Annotated in this window: 19 protein-coding genes; 6 read left to right on the top strand and 13 right to left on the bottom strand. The window is 39.0% G+C overall.

Annotated elements, in window-relative coordinates; translation table 11 throughout:
• Positions 1–2: 2 nt before the first annotated feature.
• The 3 genes from polX to zapA form a co-directional block, all read right to left on the bottom strand.
• Positions 3–1,712 (bottom strand): DNA polymerase/3'-5' exonuclease PolX, encoded by a 1,710-nt coding sequence (gene polX, locus ACIQ1H_RS00935; protein WP_402885787.1) that lies wholly within the window; start codon positions 1,710–1,712, stop codon positions 3–5.
• Between the two features lie 191 nt (positions 1,713–1,903).
• Positions 1,904–2,449, bottom strand: coding sequence for a CvpA family protein (locus tag ACIQ1H_RS00930; protein ID WP_139860395.1), 546 nt, complete (start codon positions 2,447–2,449; stop codon positions 1,904–1,906).
• A 5-nt stretch (positions 2,450–2,454) separates the two neighbouring features.
• The gene (gene zapA, locus ACIQ1H_RS00925; protein ID WP_024363855.1) at positions 2,455–2,715 is read right to left on the bottom strand and encodes a cell division protein ZapA; all 261 of its coding nucleotides are present in this window, start codon (positions 2,713–2,715) and stop codon (positions 2,455–2,457) included.
• Positions 2,716–2,850: 135 nt separating this feature from the next.
• Here zapA and rnhC point away from each other — a divergent pair, with 135 nt between their 5' ends.
• A complete protein-coding gene (rnhC, locus tag ACIQ1H_RS00920; RefSeq protein ID WP_402885783.1) occupies positions 2,851–3,777 on the top strand; it encodes a ribonuclease HIII in 927 nt (308 codons plus the stop codon).
• Positions 3,778–4,038: 261 nt separating this feature from the next.
• Here rnhC and pheT read toward each other — a convergent pair whose 3' ends face one another.
• From pheT to ACIQ1H_RS00890, 6 genes are all read right to left on the bottom strand, one after another.
• Positions 4,039–6,456, bottom strand: coding sequence for a phenylalanine--tRNA ligase subunit beta (gene pheT, locus ACIQ1H_RS00915; protein WP_402885781.1), 2,418 nt, complete (start codon positions 6,454–6,456; stop codon positions 4,039–4,041).
• A 12-nt stretch (positions 6,457–6,468) separates the two neighbouring features.
• A complete protein-coding gene (pheS, locus tag ACIQ1H_RS00910) occupies positions 6,469–7,506 on the bottom strand; it encodes a phenylalanine--tRNA ligase subunit alpha (protein ID WP_172772359.1) in 1,038 nt (345 codons plus the stop codon).
• 572 nt (positions 7,507–8,078) lie between these two features.
• Positions 8,079–8,843, bottom strand: coding sequence for a TrmH family RNA methyltransferase (locus ACIQ1H_RS00905; RefSeq protein ID WP_172772360.1), 765 nt, complete (start codon positions 8,841–8,843; stop codon positions 8,079–8,081).
• Between the two features lie 91 nt (positions 8,844–8,934).
• Entirely contained in the window at positions 8,935–9,924 is a 990-nt protein-coding gene (locus ACIQ1H_RS00900; protein ID WP_402885776.1) for a sensor domain-containing diguanylate cyclase, read from the bottom strand.
• Positions 9,925–9,952: 28 nt separating this feature from the next.
• Complete coding sequence (locus ACIQ1H_RS00895; RefSeq protein ID WP_402885773.1) at positions 9,953–10,753, bottom strand: alpha/beta fold hydrolase; 801 nt, start codon at positions 10,751–10,753, stop codon at positions 9,953–9,955.
• A gap of 166 nt (positions 10,754–10,919) precedes the next feature.
• On the bottom strand, positions 10,920–12,269 hold the full coding sequence (locus ACIQ1H_RS00890) for an FAD-binding oxidoreductase (protein WP_402885771.1): 1,350 nt from the start codon (positions 12,267–12,269) through the stop codon (positions 10,920–10,922).
• Positions 12,270–12,446: 177 nt separating this feature from the next.
• On the opposite strand from ACIQ1H_RS00890, the gene ACIQ1H_RS00885 reads away from it, so the two are divergent.
• The 3 genes from ACIQ1H_RS00885 to ACIQ1H_RS00875 all read left to right on the top strand — a co-directional run bounded on the left by ACIQ1H_RS00885 (position 12,447) and on the right by ACIQ1H_RS00875 (position 14,382).
• A complete protein-coding gene (locus ACIQ1H_RS00885; RefSeq protein ID WP_402885769.1) occupies positions 12,447–13,853 on the top strand; it encodes a LysM peptidoglycan-binding domain-containing protein in 1,407 nt (468 codons plus the stop codon).
• A 165-nt stretch (positions 13,854–14,018) separates the two neighbouring features.
• Positions 14,019–14,177 (top strand): YfhD family protein, encoded by a 159-nt coding sequence (locus tag ACIQ1H_RS00880; protein WP_172772364.1) that lies wholly within the window; start codon positions 14,019–14,021, stop codon positions 14,175–14,177.
• A gap of 13 nt (positions 14,178–14,190) precedes the next feature.
• Positions 14,191–14,382 (top strand): small, acid-soluble spore protein, H family, encoded by a 192-nt coding sequence (locus ACIQ1H_RS00875; RefSeq protein WP_402885766.1) that lies wholly within the window; start codon positions 14,191–14,193, stop codon positions 14,380–14,382.
• A 116-nt stretch (positions 14,383–14,498) separates the two neighbouring features.
• Here the strand turns inward: ACIQ1H_RS00875 and ACIQ1H_RS00870 are convergent, their stop codons facing one another.
• Together ACIQ1H_RS00870 and ACIQ1H_RS00865 are read right to left on the bottom strand one after the other, a co-directional pair.
• On the bottom strand, positions 14,499–16,649 hold the full coding sequence (locus ACIQ1H_RS00870; protein WP_402885763.1) for a bifunctional diguanylate cyclase/phosphodiesterase: 2,151 nt from the start codon (positions 16,647–16,649) through the stop codon (positions 14,499–14,501).
• Between the two features lie 212 nt (positions 16,650–16,861).
• Positions 16,862–17,386: a sigma-70 family RNA polymerase sigma factor gene (locus ACIQ1H_RS00865; protein WP_402885760.1), complete on the bottom strand. Its 525-nt coding sequence runs from the start codon at positions 17,384–17,386 to the stop codon at positions 16,862–16,864.
• Positions 17,387–17,622: 236 nt separating this feature from the next.
• Between ACIQ1H_RS00865 and sspI the strand changes: the two genes are divergently transcribed.
• Together sspI and ACIQ1H_RS00855 are read left to right on the top strand one after the other, a co-directional pair.
• Complete coding sequence (sspI, locus tag ACIQ1H_RS00860; protein WP_402885757.1) at positions 17,623–17,832, top strand: small acid-soluble spore protein SspI; 210 nt, start codon at positions 17,623–17,625, stop codon at positions 17,830–17,832.
• A 77-nt stretch (positions 17,833–17,909) separates the two neighbouring features.
• Positions 17,910–19,289, top strand: coding sequence for an FAD-binding oxidoreductase (locus ACIQ1H_RS00855; RefSeq protein ID WP_402885756.1), 1,380 nt, complete (start codon positions 17,910–17,912; stop codon positions 19,287–19,289).
• A 102-nt stretch (positions 19,290–19,391) separates the two neighbouring features.
• Here the strand turns inward: ACIQ1H_RS00855 and ACIQ1H_RS00850 are convergent, their stop codons facing one another.
• Both ACIQ1H_RS00850 and ACIQ1H_RS00845 read right to left on the bottom strand, forming a co-directional pair.
• Entirely contained in the window at positions 19,392–20,207 is an 816-nt protein-coding gene (locus ACIQ1H_RS00850) for an ABC transporter ATP-binding protein (RefSeq protein ID WP_402885753.1), read from the bottom strand.
• Positions 20,204–21,205 (bottom strand): FecCD family ABC transporter permease, encoded by a 1,002-nt coding sequence (locus tag ACIQ1H_RS00845; protein WP_402885750.1) that lies wholly within the window; start codon positions 21,203–21,205, stop codon positions 20,204–20,206. The genes ACIQ1H_RS00850 and ACIQ1H_RS00845 overlap by 4 nt, the downstream gene beginning before the upstream one ends.
• Positions 21,206–21,210 lie beyond the last annotated feature (5 nt).

Genomic DNA, 21,210 nt, shown 5'->3' with positions numbered 1-21,210 from the left:
ACCTATTTATTTCGTCGAATAAACGCCTCAAACTGTTCGCGCGTCCATGTGTTGACAATCATATCTTTTTTCAGCCATGCCTTATTTGCGTAGCGCACACCTATATCCATAAAACGTAAATGAGCGATATCATGCGCATCGGTATTAATCGCGACAGGTACCCCTGCTGCAACCGCCATTTCTAAGTGCTCCACACATAAATCTAAACGATATGGATTTGCGTTTAACTCTAGAATTTTACCATATTCCTTCGCCCATTCAATTAACTGTGCCATATCTGGATTATAACCAGCCCGATCCTCAATAATGCGACCCGTTGGATGGGCAATCATATGAACATACGGATTTTGCATTGCCGTGTGTAAACGCGCCATAATTTTATCTTGTGACTGTGTAAAACTGGAGTGAATAGAGGCTATTACAAAATCTAATTTTTTTAGTACGTCATCATCAAAATCTAACGAACCATCTGGTAAAATATCCATCTCTGTTCCTGCATATAAATAAAAGTCTGGATGTGTTTCGTTAAATGCTTCAATTTCCGCTCGTTGTTTCACTAAACGTGCAGGTGTTAAACCATTCGCCACTTTTAAATACTGGGAGTGATCGGTAATAACGCCATAGTGATAACCATGAGAAATTAATGCCTCTCCCATTTCAGCAACGGCATATCCACCATCTGACCATGTCGTATGCATATGCAAATCAGCTACAATATCCTCCAGCTTCACTAAATCCTTCACTTCACTTTGGCGATCAAATTCTGTTGATCCTGTTCGTAAGCTAGGTGGAATAAATGGCATATCAAAATGGTCAAAAAATGCCGCTTCATCTGTAAATGTTAGTACTGTGCCATCTGCTTGCTCTACACCATATTCACTAATTTTCTCCCCACGCGTCTTTGCAAGCTGACGCATCCGCACATTATGATCCTTTGAACCAGTAAAATGGTGCAAGGCTGTTGCATATTCAACATCTTTCACTAATCGAAAATCAACACTTATCGGTTCATCTAAATCTAAAACAACTGAAATTTTTGTATCGCCTGCAGCGACGACTTCCTGAATTGCAAGTTCACTCAATAACTTTTCACGTACTACTTCAACCGCTTCCGTTACAACGATAAAATCGATATCTTTACTCGTTTCTGAGGCACGACGGAAGCTTCCAGCTACTGAGAAACGTGTCACTTCCTCCATACTACCGAGAAGTGCTTCAATTTGTAAAACAACAGGCTCTAGCAGCCAAATTGGCAAACGTTCCGAACGATTGGCAAAGTTCGCAAGTTCCTTTAAAATTTTTTCTTCCGTTTTCGCTGCAAAGCCCGCTAGCTCGCGCACTTTGCCAGCCTCACATGCAGCTTGTAAGCTTTCAGCAGAGTCAATGCCTAGCTCTTGATGAAGCTTGGCAATTTTTTTGCCACCTAACCCTGGCAACTTTAATAGCGGTAGTAATCCTTTTGGCACAATATCTTGTAATTCTTTTAAAAGACTAGATTCTCCAGTCTCAATCAAATCTTCAATAACAGCAGCTGTGCCTTTCCCAATTCCTTTAAGCTTTGTCACATCTTCCATTTCACTTAGGGAGCGTTCGTCTGTTTCAAGTGCGGCAGCTGCCTTTCGGAAGGCGGATACCTTGAAGGGATTTTCACCTTGTAGCTCCATATATAAAGCAATTTTCTCTAGTGTACGAATAATTGTCTTTTTGTTCATTTAGAATTCCTCCTATCGTAAAAACACTTCCCTCTAGTCCGAGAGAAGTGCATCGATTACTATTGCCTATTCATTGCGGCTCTGCGCACAAAACAGCTGTGCCCTTAACAGCAACTTCGCCATTTCAGCAGATTTCTACGGACAAACAAGTGAACACTACATTCAGTTTTCCATGCGTAGACGCCAAATTGTTATGAAGCATGGAGATAAATATACCACCAATTTTGGAACATCTTTGTAATAATCGGCGTATGCTCCAAAATGAGGCCTGATAAGAACGACTTCGACATTAAATTTTGTACTAAATCAATTGGTACTAATGCCAAAACATACAACACAATAAACAAAATTAAATAATTTTCAATTACGCCAAGCAGTGCACCAAGCCAACGGTTCACCGTATTAAGCACAGGTAGATAGGCAATAAAGTCAAAAATAGACGCCACAATTTGCAATGAAATTTTCACTGCAAAGAAAATAACCGCAAATGCAATAACACGGTAAAACGTGCGGTCTAAATCTAAGCTATCAATGACAACCCCGAGGCTTCCTGAATCCGTTACACCTGGATATGGCACCCAAAACACAAATTTCTGTGCTAATGGCTTATAATAAATATACGCAACAATTAGGGCAACGACAAAGCTGACAATATGCATCATTTGTACAATGAAGCCACGTTTTGCCCCCACTAGCAGTCCAACTAATAGAACTACTAATATGATTAAATCTAGCATTCACTTCAACCCTTTAATTTTTTCAATTCTTCTTCTAGTAATTCTATTTGCTCTTTTAAGAGTAAATAATCGTGCACCGTATTTACGGCTGTAAGGACGGCAAGCTTTGTGCTATCAAGTGAGGGATTATGTAAATTCATTTCGCGCATACGGTCATCAACAATAGAAGCGACAAGTCGCATGTGTCCAATGGATTCGGAGCCGACCATTTTATATGTATGACCATATATTTCCACAGAAATTTTATTCTTTTCTTGATTTTCCATAGTCGCACCCTCCAATAAAATCATTTTGCTCACGATTTTGACAGTAATGAGCAACGTCCACACAAAAAAGCTATATATTATCATAACATGAAAGGTATAAAATTGTGAACAATGAGGATAGAAAGGAACGGTTAAATGTCAAATATTGTACTATTAATTTCAACAAATGCACAAAAAGAGGTGATGTCTTATTACGCAAGTTATTTTGTGGAGCGAAAAGCACCAGGTGTGGTGTTTGCCGCAAAACTTCCTGATACAGCTATTACGATGTATAAATCAGGGAAATGTATGTTCCAAGGCGGGGGAGCTGAGCGAGAAGCCGCACGTTGGGGTGCCACTGGGGTAACGACTACTCAAAAGTCCTCAACAATTGGAGCAAAAGGCGATACGCTTCCAGAAGGCTTTGCCTCAATGTCTGTGTTAGGCTCCGATGAAACGGGGACAGGCGATTATTTTGGTCCTATTACAGTCGCTGCAGTTTACGTTCCTTCTACAAAAATAGAACTAATAAATGAGCTCGGCGTTAAAGATTCTAAAATGCTTACTGATGACTATATGCGCAAAATAGCACCTGATTTACGTGCAGCATGTATCCATAGCGTACTCGTATTGCGCAATGAAAAATATAATGTATTACAAGCACGAGGCTACTCTCAGGGTAAAATGAAAGCGATGATGCATAATAAGGCGCTCGGCAATACACTGTCAAAAATGGCTCCTGAAAAACCTACGCATATTTTAATTGATCAGTTTGCTGAACGCGGAGTATATTACAATTATTTGAAAAATGAGCGGGACATTGTGAAAGAGGATGTACTATTTTCAACGAAAGCTGAACAATTACATGTTTCGGTTGCTACTGCTTCAATTTTAGCTCGCGCTGCATTCTTAAAGGAAATGGATCGACTAAGTGAGCTTGCTGGCATAGAGTTACAAAAAGGGGCATCAAGTAAAGTTGATGCCCTAGCTGCACGAATTTGGCGTGGACAAGGAGAGGAATTTTTGCGCTCCATCACAAAATGGCATTTTGCAAATACTGAAAAGGCTCGGAAGTTAAAATAAATATATAGAGGTCTTATTACGTTAATTTCCGCTACGGGCTGGACGCTTTCCGCGGGCACACTGTAAGCCGCAACCCTCGCTATCGCGTGGATTGTTGCGTCTTGCGTGGCGTGCATTCCCGCAGGAGTCGCCAGCCCTTCGCTCCAATTAACTTAATAGGTATTAAAAAAGACAAAAGGCACCAAGAGTAATTTCTTGGTGCCTTTTGTCGACACTCTAAGCTGTCTCTAATTTCGAAACAGCTTGTTAAATTAGTATAAATTAACGTACTTCTGTTCCTTCAATTGTAGCAATTGCTTTTAACACTTTGTTATGTGCTGCAACTACCTCATCATCTGTTAATGTTCGTTCTGGATCGAAGTATGTTAATGAGAAGGCAACAGATTTTTTACCTGCTTCCATTTTTTCACCTTCGTAGACATCAAACACGCGAATGTCCTTCAACAGCTTCACACCCGCTGAACGTATCGCAGTAATTACTTCACCTGCTGCTGTTGCACGGTCCATAACAAGCGCGATATCACGAGACATCGCAGGGAAACGAGGAACCGCTTTATAACCAAGTGGTGCTTCACTTGCATTCGCATGAAGTAATGCTACTAAATTCATTTCCATTACATACGTATCTTTGACACCCCATGACTTTTGTTCTGCAGGATGTAAGCCACCGATAATACCAACTTGTTCTCCGTCTAATAAAATACTTGCTGTTCGTCCAGGATGTAAGCCAGCTACCTCTGTTTTAACAAATGCAATGCGATCTGTTAATCCAAGCTTACCAATGACACCTTCAATAATTCCTTTTAGTACAAAGAAGTCTACTTCCTTTTTCTCACCTTGCCAAGCATGATCTAACCATTTACCTGTTAAAACAGCAGCAACATGCTCTTCTTCAAAAGGTAGCCCCTCTTCTGTTTGACCAAGGAACACAGAACCAACTTCATATAATGCTACGCTATCTGCTTTACGCGCAACGTTATAGGCAGCTGCTTCAATTAAATGTGGAATCAAGCTTTGGCGCAGTGTTGAACGGTCTTCACTCATTGGCATTAATAAACGTGTTACAGGCTCAGCTTTTAGTGCAAAGCGTTGTGATAGTGCTTCAGATGTTAAAGAATAAGTAACAGCCTGATAAAGTCCTGCACCTTCTAAATAGTCACGCACGACACGACGATTTGCTTGGTAAGCTGTTAATTTCCCAACTTGGTTTGCACCTTCTGGTAAAGTCATTGGAATTTCATCGTATCCATATAAACGTGCAATTTCTTCAACGATATCTTCTTCAATTTTAATATCTTGACGACGTGTTGGTGCGTCAATAATTAATAAGCCATTCGCTGCTTCTACACCAAATTTTAAACGCTCTAAAATAGATAGCATATCTTCTAATGAGATTTTCATACCAAGACGTTCGTTAATAAAGTCTGGAGAGACAACAACTCGTGCTGGTGTTTTATCTAAATCATCAACGATACAAGTACCTTCTAACACTTCACCGCCAGCTAATTCAGCTAGTAATGCTGCTGCACGTTCAGCTGCAGGAATTACTCGGTTTGGATCAACGCCTTTTTCAAAGCGAGCTGATGCATCCGAGCGAAGACCTAGATTACGTGAAGTTTGGCGCACTGTTAAACCATCGAAATAGGCAGATTCAATAACTACAGTTGTTGTCGTTTCTGTTACCTCAGAATTTGCTCCACCCATTACACCTGCAATCGCTACTGGTTCCTTGCCATTTGTAATAACTAAATCAGTTGCCTTTAAAGTACGTTCTTGGTCATCTAAAGTCGTAATTTTTTCACCTTCTGTTGCTTTACGAACAACAATTTCACCTGTAGCTAAGCTATCGTAGTCAAATGCATGAAGTGGTTGACCATATTCCATTAAAATATAGTTTGTCACATCGACTACATTATTGTGAGGACGTACTCCAGCTGCCATTAAGCGGTGCTGTAACCACATTGGTGACTCTGCAATTTTAACGTTTTTCACAACTTTCGCTACGTACATTGGGTTTGCTTGCAAATCCTCCACGCGAAGCTTTAATAAGTCCTCTGCCTTTTCAGAAGATGTATGATAAGCGATTTCTGGGTACTTTACTTCTTCTGACAGAATTGCACCAACCTCATAAGCTACCCCTAACATCGAAAGCGCATCTGAGCGGTTTGGTGTTAAGCCAAGCTCAAGCACAGTATCACGAAGACCTAAAACCGCTAGTGCATCAGAGCCCACCTCTGCATCTGCTGGCAACACATAAATGCCCTCTGCATAAGCTTTCGGTACTAACTTACCTTCAATACCAAGCTCTTGTAATGAACAAATCATCCCGTTTGACTCGTGCCCACGAAGTTTTGCTTTTTTAATTTTAATGCCTCCTGGTAAATGTGCACCAGGACGAGCAACGATTACTTTTTGCCCTGCATCTACGTTTGGCGCTCCACAAATAATTTGTTGTGGCTCTGCTTCTCCAACATCAACTTGGCAAATGTTTAATTTATCAGCTTCAGGGTGCTTCTCTTTTGACACAACATAGCCGACAATGACTTTATCCATGCCGCTAGCACGGTCAATGACAGCGTCTACTTCAATACCTGAGCGTGTAATTTTTTCTGCTAAATCTTCAGGCGCTAAGCCCTGTGTACTTACATAATCTTTTAACCATTCTAATGATACTAACATTTATAGTCCCCCTTACGCCTCTGTTCGCTCGAATTGTGATAAGAAACGTGTATCACTTGTATAGAAATGACGAATATCGTCGACACCATATTTCAACATCGCAATACGTTCTGCACCAATACCAAATGCGAAACCAGAAACTTTCTTTGGATCGTAGCCAGCCATTTCAAGCACATTTGGGTGTACCATACCTGCACCTAAAATTTCAATCCAACCTGTGCCTTTACATACGTTACAGCCTGAGCCACCGCATTTAAAGCAAGAAATGTCCATCTCAACAGATGGCTCTGTGAATGGGAAGAAGCTTGGGCGTAAACGTATTTCACGATCTGCACCGAACATTTTTTTCGCTAACGTATCTAACGTACCTTTAAGGTCGCTCATTCGAATATTTTCGCCAATGACTAAACCTTCAATTTGCATAAATTGGTGAGAGTGTGTTGCGTCATCATTATCACGACGGAATACTTTCCCTGGACAAATGATACGGATAGATTCGCCTTTTTTCTCTTCCATTGTGCGTGCCTGTACTGGCGATGTATGTGTACGTAATAATATTTCCTCGGAAATATAGAACGAATCCTGCATATCACGAGCAGGGTGCCCTTTTGGTAAATTTAAAGCTTCAAAGTTATAGTAATCCTTTTCTACTTCTGGTCCTTCAGCAATTTCATAACCCATCCCGATAAATAAATCTTCAATTTCTTCGATAACGCGTGTTAATGGGTGACGGTTCCCTACTTTAATGTCACGACCAGGTAATGTAACATCAATCGACTCACTTGCTAATTTTTCGGCAATAGCTGCTTCTTCTAAAACAGTTACTTTTGCTTCTAGCACCGCAGTGACATTTTCACGAACCGTATTAACTAAAGCACCCATTTTCGGACGCTCTTCAGCCGATAATTTCCCCATGCCTTTTAATAAATCTGTGATTGGTCCCTTTTTACCTAAATAAGCGACACGTACATCATTTAATTCTTTTAAATTTGCTGCTGCTTCAATTTTCGCTAGCGCTTCTTGCTCTAATTGCTTTAATTGCTCTTCCATGTGTAAAACCTCCTTGTTCATATAAGTGCCCGCTTGCACAAATGGCACAAAAAAACCTCGCCCCCAAAAAAGGGACGAGGACATATTCGCGGTACCACCCTAGTTATTGCACGATCAACTTCGTACAATCACTTCATTGACATAACGACTCGATTGAAGCCGGCATACCTTTACAGCCGTTTCACTTGCTGGTCCCGGTAGCTGCTCGCGGGCTGAATTCAAAATTGCATTGGCTCGGCGCTGGCTCTCAATCTTCGGCCTACGCTCCCTGTCGTCCATTCACAATCTTTACTACTTCCCAGTCAAAGCATTTCAATATACTTAATTACATTTTAAATGTGATTATACATTATTACGTGACTTCAAAGCAAGGGGCATCTGTTCCTTATAGCAATATGACCTGATTTATCGGCGATTCCTGACGTTCTATCGGCGATTGCCATTGATTTATCGGCGATTCCTGACGTTCTATCGGCGATTGCCATTGTTTTATCGGCTATTCCTGACGTTTTATCGGCGATTGCCCTGGTTTTATCGGCATTTTTACTAGTGTTACGCACGTAAAACAAAACCTATTTTACAAATCCATATAAAACAATACCCGTTGCAACAGCGACATTTAATGATTCTGCTTGTCCGAAAATGGGAATAATCATATTTTGATCGGTCATTGCTAATAACTGTGGATTAATGCCACTGCCTTCATTCCCCATCATAATAGCGAAAGCACCTGTATGCTGAATATCATGATAAATGACAGCATCTTCATCTAGCGCCGTTCCAAATACTGGAACACCATTATCCTGAAGCATATCGATCCAATCCTCTAATTCCCCACGAATCACTGGAATATGGAAATGTGACCCTTGAGCAGAGCGCAACGTTTTCGGGTTATAAAGATCTGCACAGCCTTTGCCAAGTATAACCGCATCTAAACCAGCTGCATCTGCTGTTCGAATCATTGTGCCAATGTTACCTGGATCTTGTACAGCATCGATTAAAAGGACTTTGCGCCATGAACCCATGACATCTTGCTCTACCGTCATTTGCTTACAAACAGCAAACACACCTTGTGAAGTCTCGGTCTCAGCAAATTCCTTTGCAACAGCTGCCGTTACTTCTACCATTGCCACATCATCGATTGGCCATAGCATCGGTAAGTCAACGCCCTCTCGCACAATTAGCTGTAACACTTGACCACTATTTTTCAGCGCTTCCTCTACTAAATGGAATCCCTCAACTAAAAACTCACCTGAACGCTCACGTTCTTTTCGTGTAGTCGCTAATTTTTTCCAATATTTTACCAACGCATTTTGCGTAGATTCTATTCTCTTCATCGTCTTTCGTACCGCCTTTTTCCTATTTACTGTTCATTATTATACAGTAGAAAACAACAAATTACATAGTCCAGCAAAATGTAGCTAATTGTCAGAATTGTTTGGGTGTCAGGCACTCAAACGTGCTTACCCTATTTCTTCCGTTCTCCTTCGATACATATAATGCTTGATCTGCCTTTTTCAAAATCGTTGCATCTGTATCCCCTTCAGTTACGGTCGCAATACCGATACTTATCGTGACTTTACCAGTTTGCCATTGGGCCTGTTCAACAACTCGACGTATTTGCTCAGCAATCGTCCTCGACGTATCTACATCTGTTTCAGGTAAAATAATAACAAATTCCTCTCCACCATAACGAGCGACGACATCATCTTGTCGGGCATGCGCATTTAAAATTTGTGCCAATTGGGCAAGAACTTCATCACCTACTTGATGTCCGTATGTATCATTTACCTTTTTAAAATGATCGATATCCAAAATTAAAAGAGAGAATAGTTGTGCTGTTTCATCGAATATAGCAAGCTGCTCCTCAAGCTTCTCTTGAAAAAACCTTCTGTTCTTCAATCCTGTTAGCTTATCAGTAACGGATAGTTCTACTAATGTGGCGTTTATGCTTAAAAGCTCATTTTGTTTTCGCTCAATTTCCAAATGCAGTTGCTCTAATTTAGCTAAAGCCTGATCCTTTTCTAAATAAGCAGCCTCTAGTTGCTTTTTAGCTGAGCGTAATTCTAATTCATAATCAATGCGCTTTTTCATAGGCACTAAAATACAATCAATACATTCAGCCTCTCCCACTATATACTTCCTACCATTCAATAGAAAAGGAATCGCTGTACCATCGCGGTGCTTTAAACTGATAAACAGTTCTTCCACATGATCGTTCAGATTTATTGTTGGGTAAAAATAAGAATGAAAAATCATCTTATTAGGCTTGGACATTAGCAATTCAATATGCTGGTGTAATAAATCCACCCGTTCATAACCTATCCACTCAAGAAAGGTCTGATTCACCTCTATCATCATTCCATCATGCGTAATGGCAATAAATCCACAAGGTGCATAGTTCAATCGTTTATCCATGAATTATTCATAATCCTTTCTTATTCCATTACAGAAATTGTGTAATTAACTGAATCGTTTCCTCAGGATGGCTAATATGAGGATAATGACCTTTTGCAGTCATTAATCGAAACGTACTTGCTTTTAAATGGTTGTGCAAATATTCGCCAACCTCAATTGGAACGATACTATCGTCCGAACATTGCATAATTAAAATAGGCACACTCACACTAGCCTTTGTTAAGTCGCCTCGATGATCTGATAAAAATGTTACTTCCGCAAACTCCCTTGCAATCAGTGGGTTAGCAGAATTAAAAGTTTGTTCAAGCTCTTTTGTTAGTTTTGGAGAGTCAGGATTATTCATGGCAATCGGTGCTAGAAAGCTAGCCCAACCTAAAAAATTCATTTCCATCATATCTAATATTTCCGTAATATCACTCAGCTCAAATCCACCAACATAGCCATTGTCATCATTTAAATACCGCGGCGAAGGTCCAATCATAATTAGTTTTTCAAAGTAATCAGGGCGTTCGATTGATGCAAGTAAACCAATCATTGAACTAATAGAGTGACCAATAAAAATGACCTGTTGCAGCCCAAGCGCTTCAATAATGTCTAAAACATCTTGCTTGTACCCTTGTAGAGACTGATATTTATCAGATTGATAAGCGTTTAAATCTGAATTACCAGAACCAACATAATCAAACAAAATAATTTGGTATTGCTCCTCGAAAGCAGGCGTAATATAGCGCCACATATTTTGATCGCAGCCAAATCCATGTGCAAAAAGAATCGGTTTCTGCCCTTTTCCAATAATTTTCACATTATTGCGTACAACAACATCCATCATTGCATTTACCCCTTTTAGAAATATATGTAATATCTCCATTTTGACTGTGCTTTCAATAATTATCAAGGAAATAATAATAGTAAACTTCACAAAAAAAGTAGAATGCTAAGTTTCAATCGCACTCTACTCTTTATGTCATGACATTTTAAAAAACTTGTATGATGCATTACATCCACTTTTTAATCGTTGGAATACTTTGAGGGAATGTAAAAACATTGTAAGGGTCGTATTTGGTTTTGACTTCTCGTAAACGTCTAAAATTACGTCCATAATAAGCAGTCGGCCAATTTTGAATCGATTGATCTGGAAAATTCACATAATCCCCCATAGTAAAAGGAGATAATGTTCTTCTTATATCCTCAACCCACTGAACATTTTCATTTTCTGCTTCATGATCTTCCCATGAAGTAATATATTCCTGAGCAATCAATGCAGTTCTATAATAAAAAGCCGTTTTGCTTGATCCAATCTGACTTACAGCCCCTCTTAGAGACTGCTGCCAGATGCTCGCATTTCGATTAGGGGCATTTGCTAAAAATTGTTTCATTCTTGCAATTGCCACATGTGGAAACGGTTTTTCAATAAAAGAGCCTGATCGTTTGCGGAATGCTGGTTGATTGCCGCTTGCAACATCAAAAAATCGTACCGCTTTTATGTACGGTACTTCTTTTATCCATACTTCCGTAGGTGAACCACTTTTCCTTAAAGGCCGCAAAAGCTTTTTTAATTCCGATGCCTCACCTACAAACAAACCTTGCACAACAATTTCGCCCACTTCCTGTGATTTTAGCTCTATTTGTGAAGTTATGCGTTCATCGGTAAATGGCGCCCATTTTTGCCAAGCATCAAATGCAATCTCAAAATCATCCCACTCCCACACGATAGCGAAAAGGGTAACGTCTGAAATGGGTTGAAGCTTAAATGTAAGTGCCGTGACAACGCCGAAATTGCCTCCTCCGCCGCCACAACTAGCCCAAAACAAATCACTATTTACATGTCGGTTTGCTTGAATTAACTCTGCTCCTTGATGTTCACTTGCTCTAACCATTTCAATTTCAATTAATTGATCGCAAGTAAGCCCAAAAGGACGTGATAACATCCCAATTCCACCACCTAATGTCAAGCCCACAATGCCAACACTACTTTCGGTACCAGCAGGGATTGTCATACGATGTTGCCATAATGTACGGTATACTTTTCCAAGATTTGCACCAGCCTCAATTCGAGCAGTTCCATTTTCTAAATTAACGGTGATGTCATCCATTTCACTGACATCTATAATTAGACCGTGATTCACTAAGGAGTAGTTTTCATAATGATGTCGTCCGCTCCTTACTCGAAAATCTTCATTATTTTCCCTAACCCACTTTAACGCATTGATTACATCTTTAGTTCTTTGACAAAAAACAATTTTACTCGGAAATTTTGGCACACTTAAATTATTATTTGTTCTCGCTTCATCATAATCTGGATCACCTGGGCTAACAATTCTTCCTGTGAGCTTTACTTTCTTCAACGTCCAGCTCCTTTCTCTAATGATACAATTCGCATCTACTATACTATGTATAACTAATAAGAAAAAAATATGAGTATTGAAATGATTAAACATTTAAAAATAACACTGTATTTCATCATTAGGTAGATATTTAGTTACATATGATGCATTAATAAAACCTATTTAGGAGGAGACCGAATGTTAATACATGTAGTAAGCGCTGGTGAAACACTTTGGCAAATTGCGAACCGCTATGCTGCACCAATGAGCGCTATTATTCAATTAAACGCTTTACCTGACCCAAATCAATTAGTGATTGGACAATCACTCGTTATACCTTCTTCTTTTACAACACATACCGTTAAAAAAGGAGAAACATTGTCGTCTATTGCCCAACAATATCACGTGTCACTGCAATCCATTATTCAAGTAAATCATCTTACAAACCCCGATCTTTTAACACCAGGAACAAAGCTAATTATTCCTCCCATAATTCATGTTGTAGAAAGTGGCGAGACATTATCGCAAATCGCTAAGGACTATAGTACAACCGTACAGGCCATAATAGAGGAAAACGATATTACAAACCCCAATATGATCTATGTAGGTTCGCATTTAATTATTCCACGAATGAAACCTACTATTGAAGTAAATGCCTATACGTACGAAACACCTGACGAAGCTGTACAGTCACTAAATGCATTAGGCTCTCTCCTAACGTATTTTAGCCCGTTTGCTTATTTGATGAACGAAGATGGAACATTGGAACCGTTAAACGACAAAGCAATGATAACTGCTGCCAACTCTCAAAATATTATTCCGATGTTAACCTTAACGAACTTCACTTCTACAGAAAGCGGGTCCAACTTAACCCATGTGATATTGTCAAATCAACAATTATCAGAAAAAGTCATCGATAATATATTAAAAGTAATGGAAGATAAAGGCTATAAAGTGCTAAATATAGACTTCGAAAATGTCCTACCTGCAGATCGAGAAAACTATAACCAATTTCTTCAATTAGCCGTTGATCGCCTTCATCCGAAAGGCTTTTTAGTTTCAACTGCACTCGCTCCTAAAACAGGGCCATCTCCAGCAGGATCAACTTATGAAGCATATGATTATGAGGCACATGGAAGAATTGCGGATTTTGTTATACTGATGACTTATGAATGGGGCTATCGACTTGGACCTCCACAGGCAATCTCTCCAATTAATGAAATGAGGAAAGTTGTAGAATATGCGCTAACAGTAATGCCTGCTAATAAAATATTTTTAGGCTTCCAAATTTATGCACGCGATTGGCTCATTCCACATGTGAAAGGTCAGGAAGCAGAAACATTTAGCCCGCAAGAAGCGGTTGCAAGAGCGCAACAGTATGGGGCAACTATTCAATATGATCCAACAGCACAATCCCCTTATTTTCGCTATGTTGACAAGCAAGGACGCAATCATGAAGTTTGGTTTGAAGATGCAAGAAGCGCACAAGCTAAGTTTGACCTAACTAAGGAATATCATCTACGTGGTATTAGTTACTGGGCATTAGGTTTTCCTTTCCCACAAAACTGGGCACTGTTAGATAATAATTTTTCGATTAAAAAATAAACATACTTTATCCTTATCCTCAGCACGATATTTTATAAGCAAATGAACCACTAAATATTTTTGCATTGCTACATGTTATTCTTATGTTTCCCTAGTTTTTCCCTTGATAAAAATATGAATTCAAAGCCATATTAAGAAATATTAAAGCGAAAGGAGCACTCAACTATGGGAAGAGATAATAAGCAAGGGCAAAGCAATAACAAAGGTTCATTACCGCAAACGCCAAAAAACCAAAAAATTGCGCCAAATAAAGTAAAAGAAGAATTTTCTCAAGAATTTACAGAGCTTATTAATTCCGTAACGAAAAATAAGCAAAAAAAATAAGGAGGGACATCAATTGGATTATCTACGCGCACAAGAAATTGTTGCCTCTCCAAAGGAATACGAAGTGAGCTATAATGGCGTTTCAGTATGGATTGACAAGTTACATGATGATGGTCAAACAGCTACCGTTCATTTACGTCGATCACTAGAAGAACGCTCTGAAGTCACGATTTCCGAGCTAAAAGAAGAATACCTCGTTCATTAAACAACCCAACTTAAAAAATCCGCATTGTACTTAGGTCGATCAGCTTATCACTTCTAAATTTGCTGTCCAACTTAAGTTAATGCGGATTTACCTTTTATTCCCTTTCGCTCGGTGCATTAAATGCCATTTTCTTTACCACATTTATACTGCTCTAAAATCTGATCAGCATGAACATGTAAATCGTTAAATGTCGCGCTCAGCTGCTCGGCAGTAATAGGTTTACTAAATAAATAGCCTTGAATATAATCGCAGTCACCTGCAACAAGGAAAGCCAGTTGAGCAACCTCTTCTATCCCCTCAGCCACAACCTTTAAACGTAAATGCTTTGCCATGGAAAGAATCATAGAAACGAGTGCTTCATCATTAGCATCATGCTGAATATTATGTACAAAAGCGCGATCAATTTTTAAACAATCAATTGGAAATTCTTTTAAATATGACAAGGACGAGTACCCTGTGCCAAAATCATCGACTGCTATTTGAATTCCTAATGCCTTTAACTCATGTAGTAATTGAGTCATTTGATCAATATTCATTGTCATACTTTCGGTTATTTCCAACTGTAGATAGGCTGGCTCCAGCTTACTTCGCTGTAAAATCTCCTTCACCATTTGCACCAAATCTTGCTGGAATAATTGTCCGAGCGATAAATTAACAGCAACCTTCATTTTAGGTAGACCTTGTGCTTCCCACGCCTTTGCTTGCAAGCATGCTGTTTCAAGTATCCATTTACCGAGAGGAATAATTAGCCCTGACTCTTCGGCAATGTCAATAAATTTATCAGGCGGCACAAAGCCATGAACTGGATGTCGCCAACGGACAAGCGCCTCCACTGATTCTATTTTTCCTGTTTTCAAATTAATTTGAGGCTGGTAATCCAAATAAAATTCCTGTTGATCGAGTGCTCTATGTAATTCCTGCTCCAGCAATATACGATCTGCCACGCCCGTTGACATATGCTCTTTATAGAAAAGGAAACGTTGTGGTATTTGGCTTGCCTCACGCATTGCCAGCTGTGCATGCATCAATAATTCTTCAGCAGAACAATTTTTTTCATTGAATGCAATACCCATATTAACATTCCCTTTTAATGAGAAAAGCTGAACTTGTAGAGGTTTTTCCATCGTACTTTTAATGTTCAAACAAAACTGTATTAGTTCTTCTTGTGTTTGTACATGGTTAATATAAATAACAAATTGGCTTTCCCGTAATTTCGTTGCAAAATAATGCGGCGGTAGCATTGCTTGAATCCTTTCCGCTACAAGTTTCATCATTTTATTGGAATTGCTAATACCTAAGGAATCACTAATGGTGGCAAGTCGGTCAATTTCAATAGAAATAACCGCCTTCCGTTTACTATCCTTATGCAGCTCCTCTTTCAATGTTTTTAATAAAAGACGCTCGTTTGGCAGTTGGGTAATATCATCATGATATGCTTGAAAAGTTAGCTCCTGTTGTGATTGTTCCAGGTCTTGCTTAATTTTTAATAGCTGTAAATATGGTTTCTCAACTGATGTATAGTAAATCGCCTTTAAAAAAACGTAATAAGCAAAAAACTGGTAAAACAGTGCAATAAACATCCAAATAGCATTGTCGTCTTTGCTAAAAATAAACACAATATCGCTCAAAATTAAATATACGGACCCACTAATTAACCACAAAACCTGTTTTCGTGCACTTTTATAATGCTTGCTTAAAAAATAGATGGAAACCCCTTGTATCGCGCCAGTCAATAATTGTACTGTATGAGGTGTTATTGGCTGATGCTCTTCAAGGAATGGCTGTACCTTATATAAACTAAAAAGCATAAGCATAACAGTCAAAATCGCTATTCCATAAGCTACCCTACGGTGAGCCAATGTTAACTTTTTTCTAGGCTTCGCAATAATAAGTAGAATCCCTATTACTAAAGCCATTCGCATAAAAATTTGTATCCAGACACCTATTAATATTGTGTCTACACTTTGTGGGACTGATATGACAATATTAGCAATCTCTAGCAAAGCGATAAGAAAGAAAACACTACCTATGTATAATGTATGATTGATTAATAACTGCGAAAATACAAGCCAAGAGTGAATGGCAATTGTCATCGTGAATACAACAATTAATATTTTCATAATTAATCTTAAATAATCGAGGATACTTCCTTCTGTAAAAATAGACATCAGCTGATTATTGAATATTAAAAGAGGAATCAATAGAAGCAGTGGTATCGCACTATACCATATCTCCCTTTTATCTAAATGATTACACGCGTTTTCCAATACTAACCCTCCATATCAATATATACACAATCAAAATAGATAGGTAACTCTACCTACATATTATATTTAAACGTATTAAAATTGTATATTTCTTTGACTTCTTACAAATCATAGCATTTTTATTGGACTTTGTATGCAACAAGTGAAGTATGCTAATATTCAATTTATTTTGATATTAGCATACTTTTATTATCTTTTAGTAGTAATTTAGTTTACTCATTAAGGTGACGACGTAGTTTCTTTATTAGTCTAGTACGTCTTTTTTTAATTGCAGCGACTGATACCTGTAGTACTTTAGCTATTTCTTCGTACCTATAACCATCTAGGTAATATAGTTGCAGTATCTTTTTTTCATCCTCTGTTAATTGGTCCATTATTTTTTCTACTAAAAGACACTCTCCAAGTGGATTGATTTGTTTCTCCCGACAACGTATAAAATTCAACGTGTCATCAGCCATTAATAATTCGTTGTCCTGAAATCTTCTTTCTTTCGTAAGTTCTTTCAAAATTTCACCTTTCACGGTTGTATAAATATAGGCAGAAAATTGCCCTTTCGAAGGATCTGCATTGCTATATGCTTTCCATACAGCAATTGCTGCAATTTGACGATAATACTCAAAGTCTTTGTAAATATGGCACTTCGATAATATCGAAGAAATCATCGGTTGCACCAATTCTAATACTTCTTCAAAAGGCTGTTGTGGTGAAAGAATTTGTGTTTGCTTTTCAAATGGCACTGATACTTTCCTAACGACTTGTGCACAGTCCATTATTCCTAGGTGTAATTAGCTTAACTTGCGGTAAAAAGCACGTCGAATAACCCTTTTACAATAATTCTCTATAGATTTGCATAAATATCTGCCTAAATTTAAACGAAATATCGAGAGAATTTTAAAAAATCCTATGTTTTGCATTAATTTTTATACATATTTCTAATGTCAGTGGACAAATTATGACTAAGGAGGCGAAATAGATGAATTTTCAAATAAGAGATGCCATTACAGCAAATGTCCATGGTCAGTCAGCAGCAGAATTTAAAGATATAGTCCAAGATGCCATTTCACGTGGCGAGGAGCATTTACTACCTGGCCTAGGTGTATTTTTCGAAAAATGGTGGCAACAATCGTCTAATGAAGAACAAGAAGCATTCGTACAAAAGCTAGAAAAAGTATTTGCACACTGATTTTTTGTAAACAGGACATTCCATTTCCACTAATCGCATGATAAATTAGATTTATCAGAAAGTTTGGAGGGATTGGAATGACTGTTGCAGTAGAGCTAATAGTAAATCAACTTAGAGAGGTATTATCGGATGAGCAAGTGTCAACAAACGATACGGTACGAGAGCTACATGGCAAAGATGAATCCCATCATGCAATGAACTTGCCAGATATAGTCGTGTTCCCACGTTCCACAGGAGACGTAAGTGCCATTATGAAAATAGCACATGCAAATCTTATACCTGTCGTACCATTTGGCGTTGGCTCCAGTTTAGAAGGAAATGCTATTCCGATTGCTAACGGTATTTCTATCGATTTTTCTGAAATGAATACAATTTTAGATATTCGCCCAGAAGATTTACTAGTGAAAGTGCAACCAGGTGTAACACGTGCACAATTAAATAAAGAATTAAAAAAACACGGCCTTCAATTTACGGTAGATCCAGGAGCAGATGCGACACTTGGAGGAATGGCAGCAACAAATGCCAGCGGTACTACTGCTGTTCGATATGGTGTTATGCGCGATCAAGTGCGTGATTTAGAAGTCGTACTGGCAGACGGTACTGTTATACATACTGGGAATTTAGCAGCCAAATCATCGTCAGGCTATCACTTAAATGGCTTATTTGTTGGTTCTGAAGGTACACTAGGCTGTTTTACAGAGCTGACATTGCAAGTTTATGGTATTCCGGAATTTGTCACTGCAGGTCGTGCTGTATTTGAAACAGTTGGCGATGCTGTTAGTGCAGTAGCCGCATTATTGCAGGCTGGCATTTCCATTGGTCGTGTCGAGCTAGTCGATGAAGCGTCTATTACACAAGTTAATATTTATAATGAAACTTCTTATGATGAAAAACCGACGCTGTTTTTAGAGTTCCACGGTAATGATGCAGGTATGCAAGCTGATATTGCATTTGCTACAGAAATTTTTGACGATTTCGGCTGTACGTCTGTCGAGTTTGAGCAAGACAACGCAGCTCGTAATAAGCTATGGGAGGCACGACATACATTAGCCTATGCATATATTCATGCGTATCCTGGTAAAAAGCTTATGTCAACAGATGTTTGTGTTCCGATTTCAAAATTGGCAGAGACCATTTTGTATGCCCGCGAACAGTTAAACAACGTCGGTTTAGCAGGAGGTATTGTCGGACATGTTGGAGATGGGAATTTCCATGCATTGTTAATGTTGGACCCGACAGATTCAAACGAACGGGCGCAAGCGGACCGTTTCAATGAGCATATTGTGCAATATGCGCTGCTTCGCGGAGGAACTTGTACAGGCGAACACGGTGTAGGTATTGGTAAAATGAAATACCAATCGATGGAGCACGGTGCCTCCCTACTTGTTATGAAAAGCATTAAGACAGCGCTCGATCCACATAACATTATGAATCCAGGGAAAATTTTCACCGTATAGTTGCTCAAAATTTTTCCCAATCGAAACCCTTCCCATAAACAAAGAAAACACGGTCTCCTCCACTGCAGGGGACCGTGTTTTTACATTTAAGGTGACAGGCACTCATATCACATTTTGTCCTAGTGCGCGAGGAACCATCGTTTCAACGAAATAATCCTCTTCCTCGTAAATTATTTTTTTTAGCTCTATACCGAAAAATTCCTTCATCCGAGACTCAGTCATTACCTCCTGTACATCGCCGTATACAACATCCTTTTCTTTCGCTGTCATTAACACACGATCTGCAAGATAAAAGGCATGGTTTGGATAGTGGGTATTAATGATGCAAGAAATACCTCGCTCTTTCGATAAGCGTTTTATCGTTTGTAATATAACAATTTGCTTTTGAATATCCAAATGTGATTCGGGTTCATCTAATATTAAAACCTCAGGATTAGACACGAGCGTACGGGCAATTAAAGCCAATTGTAGCTCTCCTCCGCTAATTTCATTACATGATTTTTTAGCAAGATGGGGTATTCCAATTGTGTTCAGTGCTGCATGAGCCGCTTCCATATCCTTGGCTGAAGGCTGCGCCAAAGTACTAATATATGGCGCACGCCCCATGACAACTAGCTCTTCCACAGTAAAGCCAAATACCATTTTATGCGCCTGAGGTACATAGCCAACTCGCTTCCACAACTCTTTACGATCCATTGCGCTAAGAGGTTTCCCGTCTATCAACGTCTTGCCTTTTTTCCAATCAAGAAGACCTGTAATACACTTTAACATTGTTGTTTTCCCAGCACCATTCGGTCCAAGAATAGCCATTATTTCACCAGATGCCAATGTAAAATTAATATCTTTTGCATATAAATGAGGCATTTTTGTGCGGCGTTTCTCATAATAGTAATTGCCATCGACCACTTCTATTTTCATCCCCAGCCACCTCCTGAACGACGTAATAAATAAGCAAAAAATGGTGCACCAATAATCGCTGTTAAAATGGACAATGGAATTTCTGTTGCCGTTAATGAGCGTGCTAAATCATCGATAATTAATAAGTACACACTACCGATTGCAACTGACACAGGTAGAACAAATTGATTGTTATTACCGACAAGCATACGTGCAACATGTGGAATAATTAAACCAACCCAGCCCACGATGCCCGCTACAGCTACAGATGCCGCTGTAATAAGTGTTGCACCAAAAATAACGAGCCATTTTAAACGTGCGACTGGAATCCCCATTGATTTTGCTTCATCCTCTGGCAATGTTAAAATATTTATTCGCCAACGCAGTAAATAGAGTAGTAGAATACCTATTAAAATTAATGGGCCACCAATATATAAATCTTTATAGGTTGCAGTACCGAGACTACCCATTAGCCAATAGGTAATGGCCGGTAACTTCTCCTCTGGGTCTGCCACAAATTTGATTAGGGAAATCAAAGCATTAAAAAGGGCAGATGTGACAACACCAGCCAATACGAACATAAAAATAGGCGCATTCTTCTTTGCACCTGCTACTAAAAATGTAAAGCCAATCGCACCTAAACCGAAAAGCAATGCCATTATTTGTGCAGAAAAATTTTGGCCAAATAATAAAATACCTAATGATGCACCAAAACCCGCACCTGCTGAAACACCTAAAATATCTGGCGAAACTAGCGGGTTGCCAAACATGCCCTGAAAGCCTGCACCAGCTATCGCTAACCCTCCACCTATTAGAAGAGCAAGCAAAATGCGTGGTAAACGGACATTCATCACAACTGTTTCTTCCATCTTTGTCCAAGTTTGTTCGATTGGGAACAATTGTGATGTTAAAATTTTTATAATATGGTCAAGCCCCACTTCGAAACGACCAACACCGAGTGAAACGATTGCTACCATAATTGGTAGTAACCATAACAATGCAATAATCCACTTCTTCATTTAAC

This window comes from Lysinibacillus sp. NPDC097279, assembly GCF_044761745.1.
Classification (GTDB): Bacteria; Bacillota; Bacilli; order Bacillales_A; family Planococcaceae; genus Lysinibacillus.
Note: the sequence above shows the minus strand (reverse complement) of the source record. Positions and strands in the feature narration are given on the sequence as shown.